This is a genomic window from Fodinibius salinus, assembly GCF_008124865.1.
Lineage (GTDB): Bacteria > Bacteroidota > Rhodothermia > Balneolales > Balneolaceae > Fodinibius > Fodinibius salinus.
Genome location: NZ_VNHY01000002.1, coordinates 686,552 through 704,846, shown reverse-complemented (window position 1 = coordinate 704,846; position 18,295 = coordinate 686,552). Strand labels below are relative to the sequence as shown.

Here is an 18,295-nt window from a genome sequence, read left to right as displayed (position 1 = left end):
AGGGTAATTTTGCAAGAAATGAATTTTTCTGCTTTCTAATATAGTTGTAGATGATCTTTAAGCGGCTACCAATTTTAATTTTTCTGCTCTGCCTTTTCTTCTATCAAGCCGGCTATTCGCAACAGGGTGAATCTGTACATAATCACAATGCCTACCATACTATTGACCAAGCCTACAAAGCAGGCAAACTAACCCTCGACCAAAAGGTACTATACAAGTTTTACCTCAGTAAAAACAGCTCTAAGCTGCCTGATCAATACCGCCTCCCAGCACAAAGCGCCATTAAGTGCGGTACCCCAGCTTATATGGATTTCGAACGCAACCGTTCGCAACTATCTGCAGCCACTATTAATAAAATCAAATCGATGACGGCCGCGCCCACTGCTCAGGCCTCCCAAACCTACTCCTCACCCTCCGGTAATTTTGAAATTCATTACCAAACTTCTGGATCTTCTGCCGTACCAAACGAAGATACAAACACCAACGGCATTCCTGATTATGTGGAAAAAGTGGCAACAGCAGCAGACTCATCATATAGCCACGAAGTGCAAACCCTGGGCTATTCGGATCCCATTTCTCCTAGTACATCATATGAAATCCAAATACAAAATGTTGCACCTACCTTTGGATTAACCAGCCCAAACACCACTAATCCTAATAGGTCATACTATTGTACAAATAGTATATCTACTTGCATATTTATCGAAAATGATTTTGCCGAGGGATTTCCGCCCAACGATCATCCCGATGGCAATCAAACAGGGGCGATCAATGTTACGATGGCTCATGAATTTAAGCATGCTATCCAGTATGAAGCCAACAGCTGGTCTGGAGAAACGGGAGCTTGGCTGGAGATGGATGCCACACTTATGGAAGAGGTAGTCTATGATAACGTAAATGATTATTACAATTACCTTGATTCCGATCAGTCTATACTCAGCGATCCTACGCAAAGTTTCTATCCCGGTTCTTACGAACATGTCAGCTGGGCACTTTTTTTTGAAGAAAAATTCGGTTCCCAGTTCTGGGTAAATGTTTGGCAAATTATCTCAAACAGTCCCAACATTACCATGGTTAAGGCCGTCACTCAACAGTTGGGCGGGCAACAGGCATACATGCAAAATTATGTAGAGTCCCAGATGTGGCATTACGCCTCGGGCAATGCCAACAGTCCGGCTTCTTTTGGGTTTGAAGAGCGCACCGATTACCCTTCACCTAACATTACCTCAACCTTCTTTGGGGATGACAGTCTTGCCAATCCAGATACGCTACAACTAATGTCAGCCGGCTATCATACCGTTCAGGCTGCTCCGTTTTCGGGATCAGTTGCCATCAATTCGGAAATAGATTTTGTTAATAAAATTATGATTGGCGTGCTGGGCTACTTTAAAAACGGGACGACTGAGTTTAAAACTTTTTCATCACATAACAGCATCAGCGATCAGTTTATAACCGGGTGGAAGTGGGATAAGCTAAACAAGATTGGTATTGTGGCTGCAAATGGTAAAGAAAGCCCTCCAAATCCTGTTTATACGCTCAAAGTTCGTTCTGTACAACCAACTGAAAACAAACTGGAGCAAAATTTTCCGAATCCATTTAGCAATCAGACAACTATTCGATATAGCCTTACCCAACAGCGGGAGGTAACACTGGAGATATTTGATGTACTGGGCCGAAAGATTTCTACTATTGTCGATAGGCCTCAAAAGGCGGGTATCTACACCTATCCGGTTACCGCAGAAGGAATGGCTTCAGGCGTTTATTTCTATCGGCTTACTTTAGACGGTAACGCCGAAACCCAGAAGATGACGCTGATTAAGTAAATTAATTCTGGCAGTTTTGCCAACAAAAAATGAACTAATAAAAAAATACGCAATACGAAGCATGACCTCCGTATTGCGTACTACGTATTACTAGTAGTCAAATAAACTACACATCAAGTTCTTTCGCCGGCAAAATTTTACCACTCACTTCACCAAACCCAATTGTGTAGCCATCGGTTTCGGCATAGCCGGTCATCGTTACTTCGTCGCCGTCTTCAAGGAAGGTTCGCTCATCACCGTTGGGAAATTCAATAGGATCGGTACCTTTCCAGCTCAGCTCTAGCATACTTCCGTACGATGATTTTTCCGGTCCACTGATAGTGCCCGAAGCATACAAATCACCGGGACGGATATTACAGCCTGTAATAGTCTGATGCGCCAGCTGCTGAGCTACATTCCAGTAGAGATTCTTCGCATTGGATGCACAAATTTTGTGCGCCTCGTCCATATCCTTGCCCTGCAAAAACACATCAAGATTAATATCAAACGTCCAGTTTTCATCAGTATCCAGATAAGGAAGTGGTTCAGGATCCTGCTCAGGTCCGGAAATACGGAACGGCTCGAGCGCATCCAGCGTAACAATCCACGGGGAAACAGTCGTTGCCCAGTTTTTCGCCAGGAACGGGCCCAAAGGCTGGTACTCCCACTTCTGGATGTCGCGGGCACTCCAGTCATTGACGAGTGTGAGCCCAAAGATGTGCTCGTCAGCTTCGTCAATAGGAATTGGCGATCCCACATCATTACCGGGACCTGTCAGAAAACCCATTTCCAGCTCAAAATCACAAAGTTTACATGCACTAAAAATAGGGGTATCATCGCTATCCGGCGGCAGGATTTGTCCCTGTGGACGATGTAGATCAGTCCCGCTGATAACCACCGAACTGGCCCGGCCGTGATAACCGACAGGCAGATGTTTCCAGTTAGGTTTGAGGGCATTTTCGGGGTCCCGAAACATACTCCCCACATTAGTAGCATGCTGCTCAGAAGAGTAAAAGTCAGTGTAATCACCAATATCTACCGGCAGCTGCATTTCTACCTCGTCCATGGGGATAAGCACTTTACTGCGCAGCGAATCATCATCCCGCAGCGTTGCTTCATCAGCACTTAACAACCGGCTGATCGTTTGGCGTGCCTCCGTCCATGCATCACGACCCAGACCCATAAATTTATTAAGCGTTTGTTCTTGGAATACTTCTGCGCCCTCCAGGTGTGGGCCGTCAAAATGGCCGGCGGCTTCCAGTGCTGCCAAATTCACAACATAATCGCCAATGGCGGAGCATAAAAAAGAATCTCCATCACCGGGATTGGCTAAGCCGTAAGGCAAATTTTGAATAGGAAAGTGCGATTGTGAATCTACATCTACAAATGATTCTAAAGTAGGATCGTTAGTTGAATTCATCGTTGGAATTTTGGGTTATAAATTATGAATCTCTTAATCTTAAGATCAATCATCGAGTATTAACATAGCATATTCTTAACTCATCAATCCTAAATTTTGAAGATCTTCGCGGGGTTCGTCAAAGCTACAGCTGCCATATGAAATAAGCGCCACTTCTCGTAGCTCGTTAATATCATCAGTAGAAATATGCAGATCATTCCATTCGAAGCCATCATCCGTAAATATAAATTGCTCTGGATCTTCTTCTGATATAATTTCGCTCAGCTCACTTGCAGACAAATCATGGGCATAACCCAGCATAGCTCCCCCGAACACATTTAAAAATCCGTGCATCTTTGTTTGTACCGAATCTGCATAATGGCGCACCGGGTGATGCAGGCCGGCAGTCGCTTTCAACGCTACGTTGTTTTTGCGCGCCTCAGTTAATGCAAAGGAAACCTGCTGTACGGAAGGAAACATATCCGCTTCTATCCCTCCACAACGCAATTTATAGCCAATAGAATCCACATGGTCAGTATCTATGGATTCATTACTGCTCTGCATAGTGTCCAGTAACAGGCTGATATCTTTTTTCCAGTTTTTCTCAAAATACCCTTCGAAAAAAAGACGATTAGGCGTGAGTGATGACTTGCTTAATTCTTGTACTGCAAGCGTATAAGCATCCGCAAACAAATCGGCATCATTTGCAAATACTACTTCCCGTGGCAACTTAATTTCCAGCATATCGGTACGTACGCTGCTGCCATGAGTATCGTGGAATTGATTAACTGCAGCAGTTATTTGCTGCAAATGATCTTCAAATTCACTCATCGTTTCTGTACCCTTTCCAAGCACCGAAAAAGAATACGGATTGTCAGCCTTTTTAAATAATGTATCTCCGTAGGGCGCTAACTGATCAAGATCCAGGGCAGGAATGATAAATCTCGACAACATCCAGCGATCTTCGCAGCTGCGATATTTACTGTAATTTTTTATGGCCGGATCGAGCGAAAGATCAGAAGGAGGGAATAATCCTGCATAGTCGATAATCTCCTTCATGAATGCCTTTAAGCTTGCTTCCATTTCTTCAAAGTTAAATTTAATTCAAAAATAAATTAACATGTTATTCTGAATTAGGTTCAGAATCTACATAAGTTTCTTCTTCCGGTAAAACAAGGTCCTGAAACAAATTCAAGTGACATACTAATATTTGTAAAGACGTTGAACTCGAAGCCATTAAGTTCATCCATTTGATAAAGAAAAGCAATCAATGCAGGGTCACCAAATCTAGAATAATAGCATCAGCTATTTTTATGCCTTTACCAGTCAGTTTAATCCTATCATCTACCTTTAGCTTCTCCTCTTGTTGTCGATTGGTTAAATACTGTTGCTGACGATCTGTTAAGGTATAATCATATTTTTGTTCTAACTCTTCAAAGCCAACGCCCAACCGAGTTCTAAGGCCCATCATTAGACGCTCTTCAGCCAGTTGTTCCAGGGAAAGCTGCTCCTTATCTTTGCTATCTTCATTGCGTAGATAGCTGCGAAGATCAGTTTCATTTTCCCATCGATAGGCTTTTTCATCCCACCAAAATGAATGTGCCCCAGGCCCCAATCCCAAATAGTTTTCGTGCTCCCAGTAACTACTGTTATGATCAGCTTCACAACCGGCACGGCTATAATTACTTACTTCATACCGTTCTATTCCCTGTTCAGAAAGCCGCTCATTAACAATTTCAAAATGGGCAGCCACTTTATCATCCTCGGGAGGTGCGATGCGTCCCAGCTCTACCTGCTTACCCAGTCGTGTATTGGGTTCAATCGTCAGGGAATAGGCCGAAATATGCGGCGGATTAAACGGAAGCAGCTTATCCAGATCGGCTTCGAGCTGCTCATTTGACTGGTTGGGATTACCGTAAATAAGGTCTACCGTGTACGATTCGAAACGGGACTTACTTAACAGCTCCAGGCAATGAAGGGCCTCTTCACTGGAATGTGCCCGGTGCATAAATTCCAACAGCTCGGGATCAAAACTCTGTACACCCATACTAGCCCGGTTCACCCCCAGGCTTCTCAAATCAGCCAAAAAAGGTTCCGTAACATCATCGGGATTCATCTCAAAAGTTATCTCCCGACTGTCAACCTCAAAGGTCTGTTCAAGCGCTTCTAAAATTTTTTCTACCTGCCGGGGCTCGAGCAACGAAGGAGTGCCCCCACCGAAATAAATCGTCTTTACCGTCTCTTCTGAATATCGAGTATCAGCATAATCCTGAATCTCCTTTAGTAGTTGCTGTACAAAATGCTCCCGCTCGGATGTTCGCGTCACGAAGTAAAAGTCACAGTACGAGCATGCTTGCTTACAAAACGGAATATGGAGATAGATTCCAGACAAGCTGTTTTTCGAATTGAGGATTAAGAATTACGAATTTGACAATTACCAACTTTGGTTATAGAAGGCTTTGCAGAACCTAGCTTGTCATCCTGAATTTAGTTCAGGATCTCGGTTTAAACGCCAACCACTGCATGTGAGATTCTGAAACAAGTTCAGAATGACAAGATGGAGATAGTTTTTTGTAAAAGCCCTCTTTAATAAAGGAGTTTCTATTCTCTAACTTAAGTTCAGTATCTACTTCCGATCATCTTCATAAAAAGGATTCTCCTCGTAGGTATCTTTTTTCATATAAGTGCGGGCATATTTTACATAGTTATCCGCATGCTCTTTAATAGAGGCAATCTCCTCTTCGGTAAGTTTACGTGTCTTTTCTACCGGACTGCCCATATACATATATCCCGATTCCAATCGCTTGCCGGGTGGCACCAAGCTTCCTGCCGCTACAATAACATCCGATTCAACCACTACTTCATCCAAAATAGTAGCATGGATACCAATAAGCGCTCGATCATGAATAGTACAACCGTGAATCATCGCATTATGACCAATGGTAACCTCATCGCCAATCTTTGTTGGCCCGGTTTCATTCATTACATGGATACAACTGTTATCCTGCACATTTGTTCGATCTCCTACTTCAATCCAGTTAACATCGCCGCGAATAGTAACGTTAAACCAGGCGCTGCTCTCCTCCCCAAAAGTGACATCACCAATTACATCTGCACTGGGTGCTACAAAAGACGACTCAGGAAACTGGGGCTTTTTATTTAGAAACTCGTAAACCATAGACACCTCTTTTTTACTCAAATATTTTCATGTCAAAGATAGGTAAAAGGCGTGCCCCTTGCTATTGAAAAGACTCTACTAACTCAGCTGCTGCTTGTTCTGGATTTTCTGCCCGGCATATCGCCGAGCTCACTGCAATTATATCTGCACCTGCATCAATCACCTGCGGAGCATTTTTCAACGTTATTCCTCCTATAGCTACCAGGGGAACCTCGACCTCTTGGCGCACCCTCCTTAAGGTATCCAATCCCCGCGGGGCATACTGCTTCTCTTTTGTGGAGCTCTCAAAAATGTGTCCCAATGCCACATAATCTGCACCTGCCCTTTCAACTTGCCGGGCCTCTTCCAAACTTGCCGAAGTTCCGCCTACTATAACTTCCTCTCCCAAAAACTGTTTAACTTCTGAAATAGGAAGGTCATCCTGCCCCAGGTGTACCCCATCCGCGCCGCCTACCTTTGCAAGGTCGGGCCGATCATTTACGACCAACAGCTGCGACCCTTTGCTTTTGAGATTCATAATCTCTCGAATCTCTGCCAGCACTTTTCGGTCTGACCGTCTCTTATCCCGATACTGAACCATCTGTATTCCGGCCCGATAAGCAGCATCTGCCAACTCAACGTGGGAATAGCGATCTTGCCCTTCCACATCTGTTATTAAGTATATTCCTTGCAACATCTTCTTTCTCATTTCTGGTACCTAGTGTAGTTATTGGTTAATTGGTAAAGTGGTTATTTTGTTGTCCCCGGTATGTAGTCAGGTAAATGAGCGTTTGCCATATTCGGAGTTCTGGGCTGGGTGGGTGACCTTAGTATTTTAGTGATTAAGTGTTAAGTGACCACAGGGCACCAAAGCTACAAAGTAAAACCGCTGACGGTGGACGGATGACCGCTAGCGGGCTATGGACAACCAACGCCCCCAACCTCCAGCTTCCAATGAACAAATAACTGATAACCAATAACAAAATCGTTGACGCAGATAGATACATTCACTGGGATAATGACTTTACTTTCTTACTGGTAATACCACTAGTACAATTCAAAATTCAATTCAGAGCTGCCCGAGATGCTCTTTAAAACTATTCACTTGTTGAACCACATTATCCGCTTTCATTACTGCTGAAATTCCTGCTACCCCGAAAGCACCGGCCTGCAAACAGGGGTCAACTTTTTCAGGAGTTATCCCTCCCACAGCAAAAACCGGAACTGAGAACTGTTCAGCAACTTCCTTCAACTTATTAATTCCTTGCGGATCACCATATTTTGCCTTTGATGCCGTGTAGTACACCGGCCCAAAAAGCAAAAAGTCTGCTCCTTCTTTCTCTGCACGCTTAGCCGCCTTCTTCGAATGTACACTCATCCCTACCGTAAGTTTCGGCCAACTGCTTTTTATAGCCATGGGAGGAATCCCATTCTCAGGACAGTGTACACCATCAGCGTCCAGCAACTGTGCTATATCTGCGCGACGATTAACAAACAACCTGGTGTTGTATTCATTGGTAATACTTCTCATCTTCTTGCCTAAAGCAACAAGCGATTTATCAGTCATATCCTTTTCTCGCAACTGAACAGCCCGCACTCCGGCTTTACAAGCACGTTCCACCGTTTCCAAGAGCGATCGTTTGTCAGGAGCTTTGCGATTCGTAATCAAATAATAACGAAAATTGATACTACTGTTCTTCACGATCCACCTCAATTAGCCCTTCTTCCGGGCTCGAAGCTTTGGCATACAACCTCTTAGGCATACGTCCCGACTCCAACGCCAGACGCCCGGCCTCTATACTTTTCTTCATCGCTTCAGCCATCTTTACCGGATGCTTCGCCTGAGAAATTGCGGAGTTCATCAAAACCGCATCCATTCCCAGCTCCATAGCAATTGCCGCATCCGAAGCCGTTCCTACTCCTGCATCCACAATAACCGGCACGTCCACCAAGTCTTTTATGATGCGCAGGTTATAAGGATTTCGGATCCCCATCCCCGAACCAATAGGTGCACCCAAGGGCATCACGGCGGCACACCCCATATCTGCTAATTTACGGCAGGTAATAGGATCATCGTTGGCGTAAGGCAGGACTACGAAATCCTCAAGAATGAGCTTTTCGGCAGCTTTTAAAAGCTCCGGCACATCGGGGAACAGGGTTTCGTCATCCCCAATAACTTCCAGCTTCACCCAGTTGGTTCCCAGGGCTTCGCGTCCAAGTTTGGCCGTGGTAATAGCTTCTTCGGCGGTATAACATCCAGCCGTGTTGGGCAGCAAAAAGTAGCCGTCATCCTGGAGATACTTAAGAACATTTTCGCCCTCATCCGTATTTAGATTGGCACGGCGTAGAGCCACAGTCACCATTTCGGTACCGCTGGCCCGCAAAGCCTCGCGCATCGTTTCCGGATCGGGAAATCGACCACTGCCTACAATTAATCGAGAATCAAATTCTCGGTCAGCAATTTGTAATGAACTCATAAAAATCTGCTCCTTTTATATTTATCCGCCTTGGGTAGCCCGGATTATTTCAACCTTATCGCCGTCGTTTAGCTGGCAGTCCTGCCATTGCTCTCGTGCAATGACCGTGCTGTTTACAGCAACGGCAACCCCTTTTTCGCTATGTTCAATATCAAAAGACTGAAGTAATTTTTGTAATGTCTCTGCTTCCGTCTTTTCCTGTTCTCCATTTACTGTTAATTCCATCACTATATCTTCACTAATTTGCATTAAATCGTTGTGGACGGAAAGGAGCAAGCCAATCCGATACTTCTTCATCTAATATTTCATTAACCAAGGCATAAACGGTTAGCGGCATTAACATAATTCCATGGCGGTAGTGTCCCGTTGCATAATATAATCCCGATATATCACTTTCTCCTATTATAGGTCGGTGATCTTTGCCGGCGGGTCGCAGACCTGCAACCGTTTCTACCAATGGCAGCTCATAAATAGCCGGAACCATTTCCCAACCATGTTCCAGCAATTCTTTCTGCGCGCCGGCAGTGGGCCGTTTATCAAACCCTTTCTCTTCGGCTGTTGCCCCAAGACGAATAGTACCATCTTCTTTAGGTACCAGGTACATCCGTGGGGAGCGAATAATTCCTTTGAGCGGGCAATCATCCGTTTGTTCAAGCGTTAAAATTTGTCCTTTTTCGGGCCTTATGGGAGGTAACTGCTGACCAGGTATGCCAGCTAGTTGTTGTGACCAACAACCTGCCGCAACAACAACCTGATCAACAGCGTGTTCCTCCTCTTCCGCAATAACGTTCATCGCGGTCTCTCTTTTAATTTCAACTTCCTCAACTTTTGTATGCTCTCTGACAGTACCGCCCAGCTTTTCAAAAGCGTTTTCCATCGCCTTTAACAACTTTCTGTTATCAATCTGGGCATCATCAGGCAGCCACAGTCCCGACACCACATTGGGTGACAACAGCGGCTCGCGCTCCCGGGCTTCTGTGCCGGTAAAGAGTTCTACATCCAGTTCTAACTCTTTTCTAAATTCGTACAAACGTTTTAGCTTCTCTGTATCATCGCGATCGATACCGGTCATGAGGGTACCGCAGGTATCGAGAACGGGCACATTATCTGTATCCTCAGAAAGCTCATCCAACAAACGGGGATACATGTTCAAGCTCTGCTCACCAAAGCGCATAAGCTTGATCTCTTCAAACCCCGCCTCGGCATAGGGTGCTAACATACCACCTGCCACCCAGCTGGCCTCTTTTCCTATTTTGCCTTTTTCAAAAATTGTAACATTTGCACCGCGACGTACCAGCTGCCAGCCGATACCCAGACCGATAATACCGCCACCAATAATTGCTATATGTTCTGTCTTATTACTCATAATTACTTTTATTAGCTGTTAAAACGCACATCTGTTATTTCAAATAACGGCCATTGTACGCCTACGGTCCATGCCCCCACGAAAATACCAACCCAACAAATGACCATGAGTCCATCTGCGGACGAAAAACCGGGTTGATAGTAATATGTTCGTTGTACACTGCTATTAAAACGACGTGCTTCCATAGCAACAGCAATACGCTGTGCTCTTCTTATACTCTGGGCCAACAGAGGAATAGCATATCGCCGTATTTTCTGCCACCACCCATTCAATCCTCTGTTTGACGTAACACCTCTCACCTTATACGCTTTTTGTAATGTCTTAAACTCTTCAAAAATAAGAGGGAGCAAACGCAATGATGCCATAAAACCATACGCATAACGCGGAGGCAGCCTCAATTGCTGCATCATTGAATAGAACAGTAATACCGGTCGGGTGGTAAGGGCAAAAAGCAGTCCAATTAATCCGAAGCTGAGGGCACGAAGTCCAATATGAACCCCTCTATAAAAGCTTTCCCGGCTTACCACCGCCGGCCCCCATTGCCACCATACCGTATCTCCCTTTCCGAAAAGAATCATCGAAGCTCCTGTTGAAAGAAAAACAAACAGAAAAGGTAACGTAAACAGTAGCACCCTGCTTTGGGGCTGTCCCGATCCCAACAGTAGCATTCCGACCAATCCTGCTACCAGTGGTATCATAACATTAATATTATGAATAAAGAGTACTGCAAAAATACCCCCCATCATAAGCACCAGTTTTAGTGATGGATTAATACGAGAAATCCACGACGAATATTCTTCTTTATACAACATGGCTCGTCCCCTCTTTTACTTGAAAACGGTCTCCCATGTGATCAGCCTGTAGCTTACCACCTTCAACCTCCCAAACACGTGTGGCGTATCGTCGTACAATTTGCGGGTCATGCGTAACCATTAACAGGGATGTACCCTGGGCCCGATACCTCTCCAGTTCCTCAAGAATGGCAAAGGTATTGCCCGCATCCTGCCCAAATGTAGGCTCATCCAACAACAACAATTTGCGATCTGCAACCAGTGCGGATGCTACACTAAGACGACGTTGTTGGCCGGTAGATAACCGATAGGGATTTTCATCAGCTAATTCTTTTAAGCCAAACCGTTTTAAAACCTGTTCTACTTTACTGTCTATTTGTTGATCTGGCAGCTGCTCTTTCTGTAACGTAAAAGCCACCTCTTCATAAACACTTTGAGCAACAAACTGAAGCTCCGGATTCTGAAAAATAAAACCAATCTCAGATGCCACTTCTGCGGTATCACTAATCAGTTGCCCCTGCAGGCTTACTGCTCCTTCTGTGGTAATTAGTTTCATTAGTGCCATCAACAGCGAGCTCTTGCCCGCACCGTTGGGACCGGTAATAGTAATCCATTCTCCCTCCTGGACCTTAACCTCAGGCATGGTAATGCAAGCCTTCTCATCATAAAACCCTTTAAGATGTTCAATACCGAGCAATGGAGGTTCAGACTTATCTAAAAAATTGGTATTGGGCTCTACACCTATTTCACATTCCTGATCGTGAACATTCCAGCTTTCTGAATGCCAGATACCGTACCTATCTAGTAAGGAGCGATGATTCTGTTGTACCTCCTCCGGAGAACCATCAACTACCAATCTCCCTTCTTGATTCAGTACCAATACCCGATCTACAAATTCGACAATCTCTTCAATTTTGTGTTCGACTATCAACAATGTCTTATCACGACCCAATGTACGTACATGCTGCCAAATTTCCGAGGTTCCTTCAGGATCCAGCAAGGCGGTAGGCTCATCCAACACTAGCGTATCCGGCTTTAGAGCCAGTGCCGAAGCCAATGCCAGTCGCTGTTTCTGTCCCTGTGATAATGATGAAATAGGCTGGTGCGCATCTGTAAACCCCAAGCCAACCTGCTGTAGATAGTACTCGATATCACTCGACATATCAGCGCGTGGCACGCCCATATTCTCCAACACAAAAGCGATCTCCTCATCCACATACGGCATACAAAACTGCGAATCGGGATCTTGAAAAACATAGCCCCACGACTCCAGGGTTTTTCGCTCTTCCCATTCAATAGGTTCTTCAATAGCTTCGGGAATAAGCCCTGTTATCACCTTCAATAAAGTAGACTTCCCCGAACCTGAGGGTCCCAGCAACAGCACTTTTTGTCCCTTAAGAATATTTAGTGACAAGCCATCAAACAGCAACGTATTTCTGCTCGAAAACCGAAACCTCAGATCCTTTATTCGCGCCGCTAAATATTCCGTATCGCTATGTGATGCAGGTGCTTTCATATACTAATTGGAGTCTACCGTTGCAGTGCCCACCGGACGAACCAGATCAGCTACACCAGCATCTTCCAGAGCCGAAACCAACCAGTGGCCCATCCAGCCGGCAATAATGACGGCACCCGATAACCGAAACAGAATCAACAGGGAGAGATTCCACAAGGCAAGGTCACCGATATAACCCTGCAGTGAATCCAACAAGAGAGACCCAACTGTTGCTGCCGCCGCCGCTGCCACAGCTACACTAACAGAATACTTCCGATAGCCTACCGCAGCAAACACGAGCTCTGCGGCCAGTCCCTGGGCCACTCCTGACAGCAAGACGGCCAAGCCCCACTCGGATCCCATAAAAAATTCGCCCGAAGCTGCTGCAATCTCTGCCAATAGTCCCACGCCGGGTTTTCTAATAAGCAGGAAAGCCACCGTTGCTGCAATAAACCACATCCCATAGATCAATTGCTCAAGATGCATACCGAGCGGCTTTATGGCGTAGTATAAAGGTCCCCACAACTTATAGATCACCCCAAAAACAAGGGCTACAACTGTGGTAACTAAGATGTCTGAAAGTTTAAGTTGATATCGATTCTTCATCGTTTTATGCACCTATGCCGGCACGGCACTTTTCGGTTCGTGGGGCCACTGCTCCATCTCATAAGCACTGTCCCAAAATTTCCACTCCATCTGCGAAGAACGCACAAAAGCATGCAGCATCTGCTGGCGACGATGTTTGGGCTCTTCTTCCGCAACGCGGTTTGTTATTGTGATAGCCTTTTCAACGCCCTCATTAAACTCTTCTCCCGCATAGGTATCAATCCAATCCTGATAGGGATTATCGGGAGCGGCATTTTCATAAATATGGAGCCCTACCTCACGATATATCCAAAAACAGGGGAGGAGTGCTGCAATAGCAACGGCATTATCTTTCATCGTTGCAGTAGCAAGCAAAAAGTTAGTATAAGCAAAACAAGATGGGGACTTTTGTAGTGGGTTACCGGCATCTAGCCTCTCATAAAACTCGCCGTGCAGTTCCCGCTCCACATCAATAGCATTAGTAGCAAATTCAAGAAACTGTCGAGCCTGCTCATTACTGTCGGATCGAATACCAGCCATCGAAAGTGCCCGAGAATAATCAGAAAGATATAAGGTGTCCTGTTTCAGATAAAAGGTGAAGACCTCTTCCGGCAAAGTGCCATCAGTAAGCTCTTTAATAAAAGGGAGTTTTAAAATACGATCGTAAATAGATTCAATTTCTTGCCAAAGTTCATCAGTAAATTTCATTCCTTTTCAATTCTTTTAGGTTAAAATATTAAATCCAAAATTGGTGAAAATGATGTAACGGTCCACTGCCCCCGCCCATATTATATTGACTACCTGCCGAAATAGCCTGTGTGATATATAGTTTTGCCTGTTCAACTGCTTTAGGCATGGGGTATCCTTTTGCCAAGTAAGCGGCAATAGCGGAAGAGAGGGTACAACCTGTACCGTGGGTATTATTCGTTTCTATACGTTTTGCATTAAATTGATGTAGCTCCGGATCTTTTGATGCGATTGATAAATAATCGATGCTTTCATCCTCCTCAAAATGTCCGCCTTTCAGTAACACTCCGCCAGTGCCAGTTTCCAAGAGGTTCTGGGCGGCTTGCTTCATCGACTCATCGCCGTTTATATCACGCCCCAGTAATCGTTTTGCCTCCGGAATATTTGGCGTAATAAGATCAACAAGAGGAAATAATTCTTCTCTTATCACTTCGATAGCCTCATCCTGTATAAGCTGAGCACCACTTTGAGCAACCATGACCGGATCTAATACAATATTCTTCAGATCATGTTTTTTAATGCGATCCGCGACCACCTCCATAAGAGGCCCGGTAAACAACATTCCTATCTTTACGGCATCGACCTCAAAATCCTCTATCACCACATCGATTTGATCTTTTAAAAACTGTGGCGGCACTTCATGAATAGCCCGTACTTCTTGTGTATTCTGGGCCGTAAGAGCAGCAAACGCTGACATACCGTAACATCCCAAAGCCGAAATAGTCTTTAGATCTGCTTGTACACCGGCCCCACCCCCACTATCAGAAGTGGCAATAGTCAATACACTATCATACGATCGTTTCGAATTGTTTTGCATAAAACTAAGATTCCTTAAAGTGTTTGAACTCCTGTTCTTTGACTTCTACCGGCGATCCATCTCGAAGTATTTCAACTTCAGAATCACCTTTGCTGACACTTCCTATCTGATGTAGAATAGTGCTAAATTTCTGTTTGTATCGCTTTTGCAAATCCTTAACAGCATCTTCGGCTACTGCCAAGAGGAGCCTATAATCTTCTCCTCCTGCCACGGCAAACTCCTGTGCCTGTTTATTGATACCATTTTTTTCATAAAAAGACTTGAAAGCCTGCGACAACGGCAGCTGTTCTAATTCGATATTAAGACGACACTGGCTTTGTTGGGCTATGTGGTGAGCATCTCTCAACAACCCATCGGAGACATCGATCATGGCATGTACCGCTTTTTCTTGACTCAGCCACTGCCCTTTTTCCACTTCCGGCTTTGGCTGTTGGTGACTCTCTAATAACTGCTGGCGCTCTGATTTCGTTAGATGAGCATATTGATCGGGATTTGATAGTATTTTAAGGCCGGCTGCGGAATCTCCCAATGTTCCGGTTACACATAAGACATCACCGACTTTTGCTTCGCTTCGCAATTTTACCTGTCGGGGTTTCCCAACACCCGTAATCGTAATATTGACAATAATATCATTCTGTGACCGAGTAGTATCGCCCCCCAATAGTAAGATATTATGCTTTTTGGCAAGAGCGAGTAATCCATCTCGAAACTGCCTAAGCCAACTTACAGATAGCTCTTTGGGCAGAGCCAGCGATAAGTAAAAGCCATTGGGACGGCCGCCCATTGCTGCAATATCAGAGAGGTTTACGGCCAGTGCTTTATGTCCCAGAAAATGGGCCGAAATATCTTGGCGCCTAAAATGGACATGCTCTACAATAAGATCCGTACTTAGAAACTGCTTAAGTCCGCTGGGTCCTTCTGTTACGGAGCTATCGTCCCCTATACCAATGCCATCTGCAGAGGATAGAGAATCAGCAAAGAGAGCAATAATCTGCTCTTCTGATAAGTCACTTATATTTGGGGAATTCAGCGAATCAGCCATATAAAATATTATGCTGCTCGCCGCCAGAAGGGCAGGAAAAATCAGTACCAATGATTTGTCGTTTCCCTCCGCTGGTGCTAACCAGATCAGGTTACCAGGATTTCATCTCAGCCGCATTCCTGCAGCACTCCTAACGACAAGCAATACGTAATTTCTACGTAAAAGGGAAGCTAGCCTTTTATCCCATGCAATGCAAGCTGGGAACCATAGGATAAAAGTTTTTATAAAACTAGAATATCAGTTTTCCTTCTTTCCAAGATACTTTTCAACTACTTTTTCAAATTCCTCATAATTCTGGGGAAGCTGGGTCAACTTTTCGCCCTCAATAAAAAAGGTAGGCGTAGAATTTACGCCCATATTCATCCCTTCTTGCTTTTGATTCATTACAATACGCTGCGTCTCAGCATCATTAAGATCACTTTTAAACTGCTCCATATCTAAGTTTAGCTTTTTGGCATACCGCTTAAAAGTGGGAATAGGATTTACAGATTCCGACCATCGTTTTTGATTCTTATACAGCATATTATGCATTTCCAAAAACTTGCCTTGGTTCTTCGCCGCTTGTGCTGCCCGTGCCGCCAAAGCCGCAAACTGATGGCTGTTTAACGGATAAAAACGCAGCTTCAGATTAATCTGGTCACCGTATTTATCCTTCAGTTTTTTTACAATCGGATTATAGTATGCACATGCCGGACATTGATAATCACTGTACTCAGTAATTGTTATTGTTGGCTTTTTAGTTTCAGTGTCCTGGGCATCAGCTTCGGACATACCAACGCTTAGTGACAAGATTGCAATGAGAGCTGCTGTTTTGATAAGTAACTTCATAAGGTTCTGCTGTTAATGAAAATTATTCGCTAATTATAACGATGGATTAGACCAAAAGATTCTATATTTATTGGGACGATGCATCTTCAATCATATTTAAACGCGCTTGTTTAAACTCATCACCTTTTTGCCAACGCTGCATGTCTTCGGCATTAATGATGCGGTATCCGACATCAAAAAACAAGCGTACATCCTGCACCATGCCGGCCAGATCCCAATACTTGTTAATTTCGTCATTGACCGTATGATAGTTTGCATTTTGCAGACTGTCCACAGTCTCTGCATAGCCTTCCGGCTTGTCGATAAAATTCGTACCTGAATTAGGAAATATAGCAGGAATCCCTTTCTTGGCCAGCGGAAAATGATCCGAACGATAAAAGTATCCGCGGTCGGGATGCGGATCCGGTTTAACCGTACGACCCTGCTTTTCGGCCAGCTTTTGGATCTGGTCACTTACCGTATTTCGTCCATATCCCACCAATACCAAGTCCTTGGTTTTACCATAGACATTCATACCGTCCAGGTTAATATTTGCCGTTACTTTTCCGGGATGAACTGTGGGATTTGAGGCCCAGTATTTAGAACCCACCAATCCTACTTCCTCTGCTCCCACGAATAAAAATAATACGCTTCGCTTAAGCTGTGGCTGCAACTTTTTGTAAGCACGGGCCATGTTAAGGACAGCGCTTACTCCCGCTGCATTATCCAAAGCCCCATTATTAACAGAGTCTCCTTCAACAGCTTTTGTAATACCCAGATGATCGTGATGGGCGGTAAATACCAAATACTCATCTTTAAGACGATCACTCGTTCCCTCCACAACACCCAACACGTTTTGAGCATCTTGGTTTCGGTAGCTGGCTTCAAGATCTAAGTTCAGTCGCAATCCCTCGAGCGGTACCGGCTCAAACGATCGGCTTTCAGCTGCAGCCAACTGTTCCTGCAGGTTGAGACCCGCACTTTCAAATAACGCTCTGCTGGACTCTTTGGTAAGCCATCCATTTACTTTTGTAGGTGATTGTTCCATTGAGTCATTTCCGCGCAAATAAAATCGCTCACGGCTCCAGCTGTTGGCCACCACATTCCAGCCATATCCCGCCGACGGAGTAGTATGAATAATAAGTACACCTGCAGCACCCATTTCGCGCGCTTTCTCGTACTTATAGTCATACCGACCGTAATACAACCTTGTCTTTCCTTCAAAAAGATCAGCCTTCTTACTGGGATCATTATTTTTTACGACCAGAACCTTTCCTTTCACATCGGCTTCTTTAAAGTCATCCCAGTTTTCTTCGGGCGCCTGAATACCGTATCCCACATAAACTAATTCTGCCTGATCAATGGATACATTCTCGGCCAGATTACTGGGCCAAGCCATAAAATCAGAGTAATATTCAAAACTGCGTACCGTACGGCCATTCTTTGTAATTTGAATAATAGCATCCTCGGCTGTCTTTTGACCAACCAGCGGCACATCCTGTACGTATCCACTATCCGACGCCCCACCCTTTATATCATGTTCTTTCAGCTTACTAACTAAATAGTTAACTGTCTTTTCTGCACCCTCAGTTCCTGTAGCACGCCCTTTAAAGCTATCTGAAGACAGTTTCTCAATGGGCTCTATCAGCTTTTCTTCTGTGATTGATTTTGCGGCCTGATCTATCGGTGACTTTATACAGCCCGCCAGTGAAATACAAACAACAACTAAAAATATCAGCCTTTTCATAATCAGTATTATTTCATTTAAATCATATATTCATAAAATATGACAACCCGTCTCACATATTCT

General features: G+C 44.6%; 18 protein-coding genes and 1 riboswitch. Of the genes, 1 reads left to right on the top strand and 17 read right to left on the bottom strand.

All coding sequences use genetic code 11. The features are described 5' to 3' along the window. Positions 1–50: 50 nt before the first annotated feature. Positions 51–1,823 carry an MXAN_6640 family putative metalloprotease gene (locus tag LX73_RS08000; RefSeq protein WP_148898954.1) on the top strand — a complete coding sequence of 591 codons (1,773 nt, stop codon included), beginning with the start codon at positions 51–53 and terminating at the stop codon, positions 1,821–1,823. Positions 1,824–1,929: 106 nt separating this feature from the next. Here LX73_RS08000 and fahA read toward each other — a convergent pair whose 3' ends face one another. The 17 genes from fahA to LX73_RS07915 form a co-directional block, all read right to left on the bottom strand. After that, on the bottom strand, positions 1,930–3,222 hold the full coding sequence (gene fahA, locus LX73_RS07995) for a fumarylacetoacetase (RefSeq protein WP_148898953.1): 1,293 nt from the start codon (positions 3,220–3,222) through the stop codon (positions 1,930–1,932). A gap of 75 nt (positions 3,223–3,297) precedes the next feature. Then, positions 3,298–4,284, bottom strand: a complete 987-nt coding sequence (locus tag LX73_RS07990) for a hypothetical protein (RefSeq protein ID WP_148898952.1) — start codon at positions 4,282–4,284, stop codon at positions 3,298–3,300. Between the two features lie 184 nt (positions 4,285–4,468). Next, positions 4,469–5,593, bottom strand: coding sequence for a radical SAM family heme chaperone HemW (gene hemW, locus LX73_RS07985; protein ID WP_148898951.1), 1,125 nt, complete (start codon positions 5,591–5,593; stop codon positions 4,469–4,471). Between the two features lie 234 nt (positions 5,594–5,827). Continuing rightward, the gene (locus LX73_RS07980) at positions 5,828–6,379 is read right to left on the bottom strand and encodes a gamma carbonic anhydrase family protein (protein WP_148898950.1); all 552 of its coding nucleotides are present in this window, start codon (positions 6,377–6,379) and stop codon (positions 5,828–5,830) included. Between the two features lie 61 nt (positions 6,380–6,440). Next, the gene (thiE, locus tag LX73_RS07975) at positions 6,441–7,055 is read right to left on the bottom strand and encodes a thiamine phosphate synthase (RefSeq protein WP_170245630.1); all 615 of its coding nucleotides are present in this window, start codon (positions 7,053–7,055) and stop codon (positions 6,441–6,443) included. A gap of 372 nt (positions 7,056–7,427) precedes the next feature. Next, positions 7,428–8,060, bottom strand: coding sequence for a thiamine phosphate synthase (gene thiE, locus LX73_RS07970; protein WP_170245629.1), 633 nt, complete (start codon positions 8,058–8,060; stop codon positions 7,428–7,430). Beyond that, positions 8,047–8,835 carry a thiazole synthase gene (thiG, locus tag LX73_RS07965; RefSeq protein WP_148898947.1) on the bottom strand — a complete coding sequence of 263 codons (789 nt, stop codon included), beginning with the start codon at positions 8,833–8,835 and terminating at the stop codon, positions 8,047–8,049. The genes thiE (LX73_RS07970) and thiG overlap by 14 nt, the downstream gene beginning before the upstream one ends. Positions 8,836–8,856: 21 nt before the next feature. Next, the gene (gene thiS / locus LX73_RS07960) at positions 8,857–9,060 is read right to left on the bottom strand and encodes a sulfur carrier protein ThiS (protein ID WP_170245628.1); all 204 of its coding nucleotides are present in this window, start codon (positions 9,058–9,060) and stop codon (positions 8,857–8,859) included. A gap of 13 nt (positions 9,061–9,073) precedes the next feature. Next, positions 9,074–10,201 carry a glycine oxidase ThiO gene (thiO, locus tag LX73_RS07955; RefSeq protein WP_148898945.1) on the bottom strand — a complete coding sequence of 376 codons (1,128 nt, stop codon included), beginning with the start codon at positions 10,199–10,201 and terminating at the stop codon, positions 9,074–9,076. Positions 10,202–10,212: 11 nt separating this feature from the next. Then, positions 10,213–11,013 carry an energy-coupling factor transporter transmembrane component T family protein gene (locus tag LX73_RS07950; protein ID WP_148898944.1) on the bottom strand — a complete coding sequence of 267 codons (801 nt, stop codon included), beginning with the start codon at positions 11,011–11,013 and terminating at the stop codon, positions 10,213–10,215. Then, complete coding sequence (locus LX73_RS07945; protein WP_148898943.1) at positions 11,003–12,508, bottom strand: ABC transporter ATP-binding protein; 1,506 nt, start codon at positions 12,506–12,508, stop codon at positions 11,003–11,005. Before LX73_RS07945 ends, LX73_RS07950 begins: the two co-directional genes overlap by 11 nt. A 3-nt stretch (positions 12,509–12,511) precedes the next feature. Further along, positions 12,512–13,093 (bottom strand): ECF transporter S component, encoded by a 582-nt coding sequence (locus LX73_RS07940; RefSeq protein ID WP_148898942.1) that lies wholly within the window; start codon positions 13,091–13,093, stop codon positions 12,512–12,514. 12 nt (positions 13,094–13,105) lie between these two features. Next, entirely contained in the window at positions 13,106–13,780 is a 675-nt protein-coding gene (gene tenA / locus LX73_RS07935; protein ID WP_148898941.1) for a thiaminase II, read from the bottom strand. A 28-nt stretch (positions 13,781–13,808) separates the two neighbouring features. Beyond that, positions 13,809–14,636 (bottom strand): bifunctional hydroxymethylpyrimidine kinase/phosphomethylpyrimidine kinase, encoded by an 828-nt coding sequence (thiD, locus tag LX73_RS07930; RefSeq protein WP_148898940.1) that lies wholly within the window; start codon positions 14,634–14,636, stop codon positions 13,809–13,811. A 4-nt stretch (positions 14,637–14,640) separates the two neighbouring features. Next, positions 14,641–15,678 (bottom strand): thiamine-phosphate kinase, encoded by a 1,038-nt coding sequence (thiL, locus tag LX73_RS07925; protein WP_148898939.1) that lies wholly within the window; start codon positions 15,676–15,678, stop codon positions 14,641–14,643. Positions 15,679–15,724: 46 nt separating this feature from the next. Continuing rightward, positions 15,725–15,820, bottom strand: a riboswitch (TPP riboswitch). A 95-nt stretch (positions 15,821–15,915) separates the two neighbouring features. Further along, positions 15,916–16,506: a DsbA family protein gene (locus LX73_RS07920; RefSeq protein WP_246138193.1), complete on the bottom strand. Its 591-nt coding sequence runs from the start codon at positions 16,504–16,506 to the stop codon at positions 15,916–15,918. A gap of 67 nt (positions 16,507–16,573) precedes the next feature. Then, positions 16,574–18,232, bottom strand: coding sequence for a M20/M25/M40 family metallo-hydrolase (locus tag LX73_RS07915; protein WP_148898938.1), 1,659 nt, complete (start codon positions 18,230–18,232; stop codon positions 16,574–16,576). Positions 18,233–18,295: the final 63 nt, after the last annotated feature.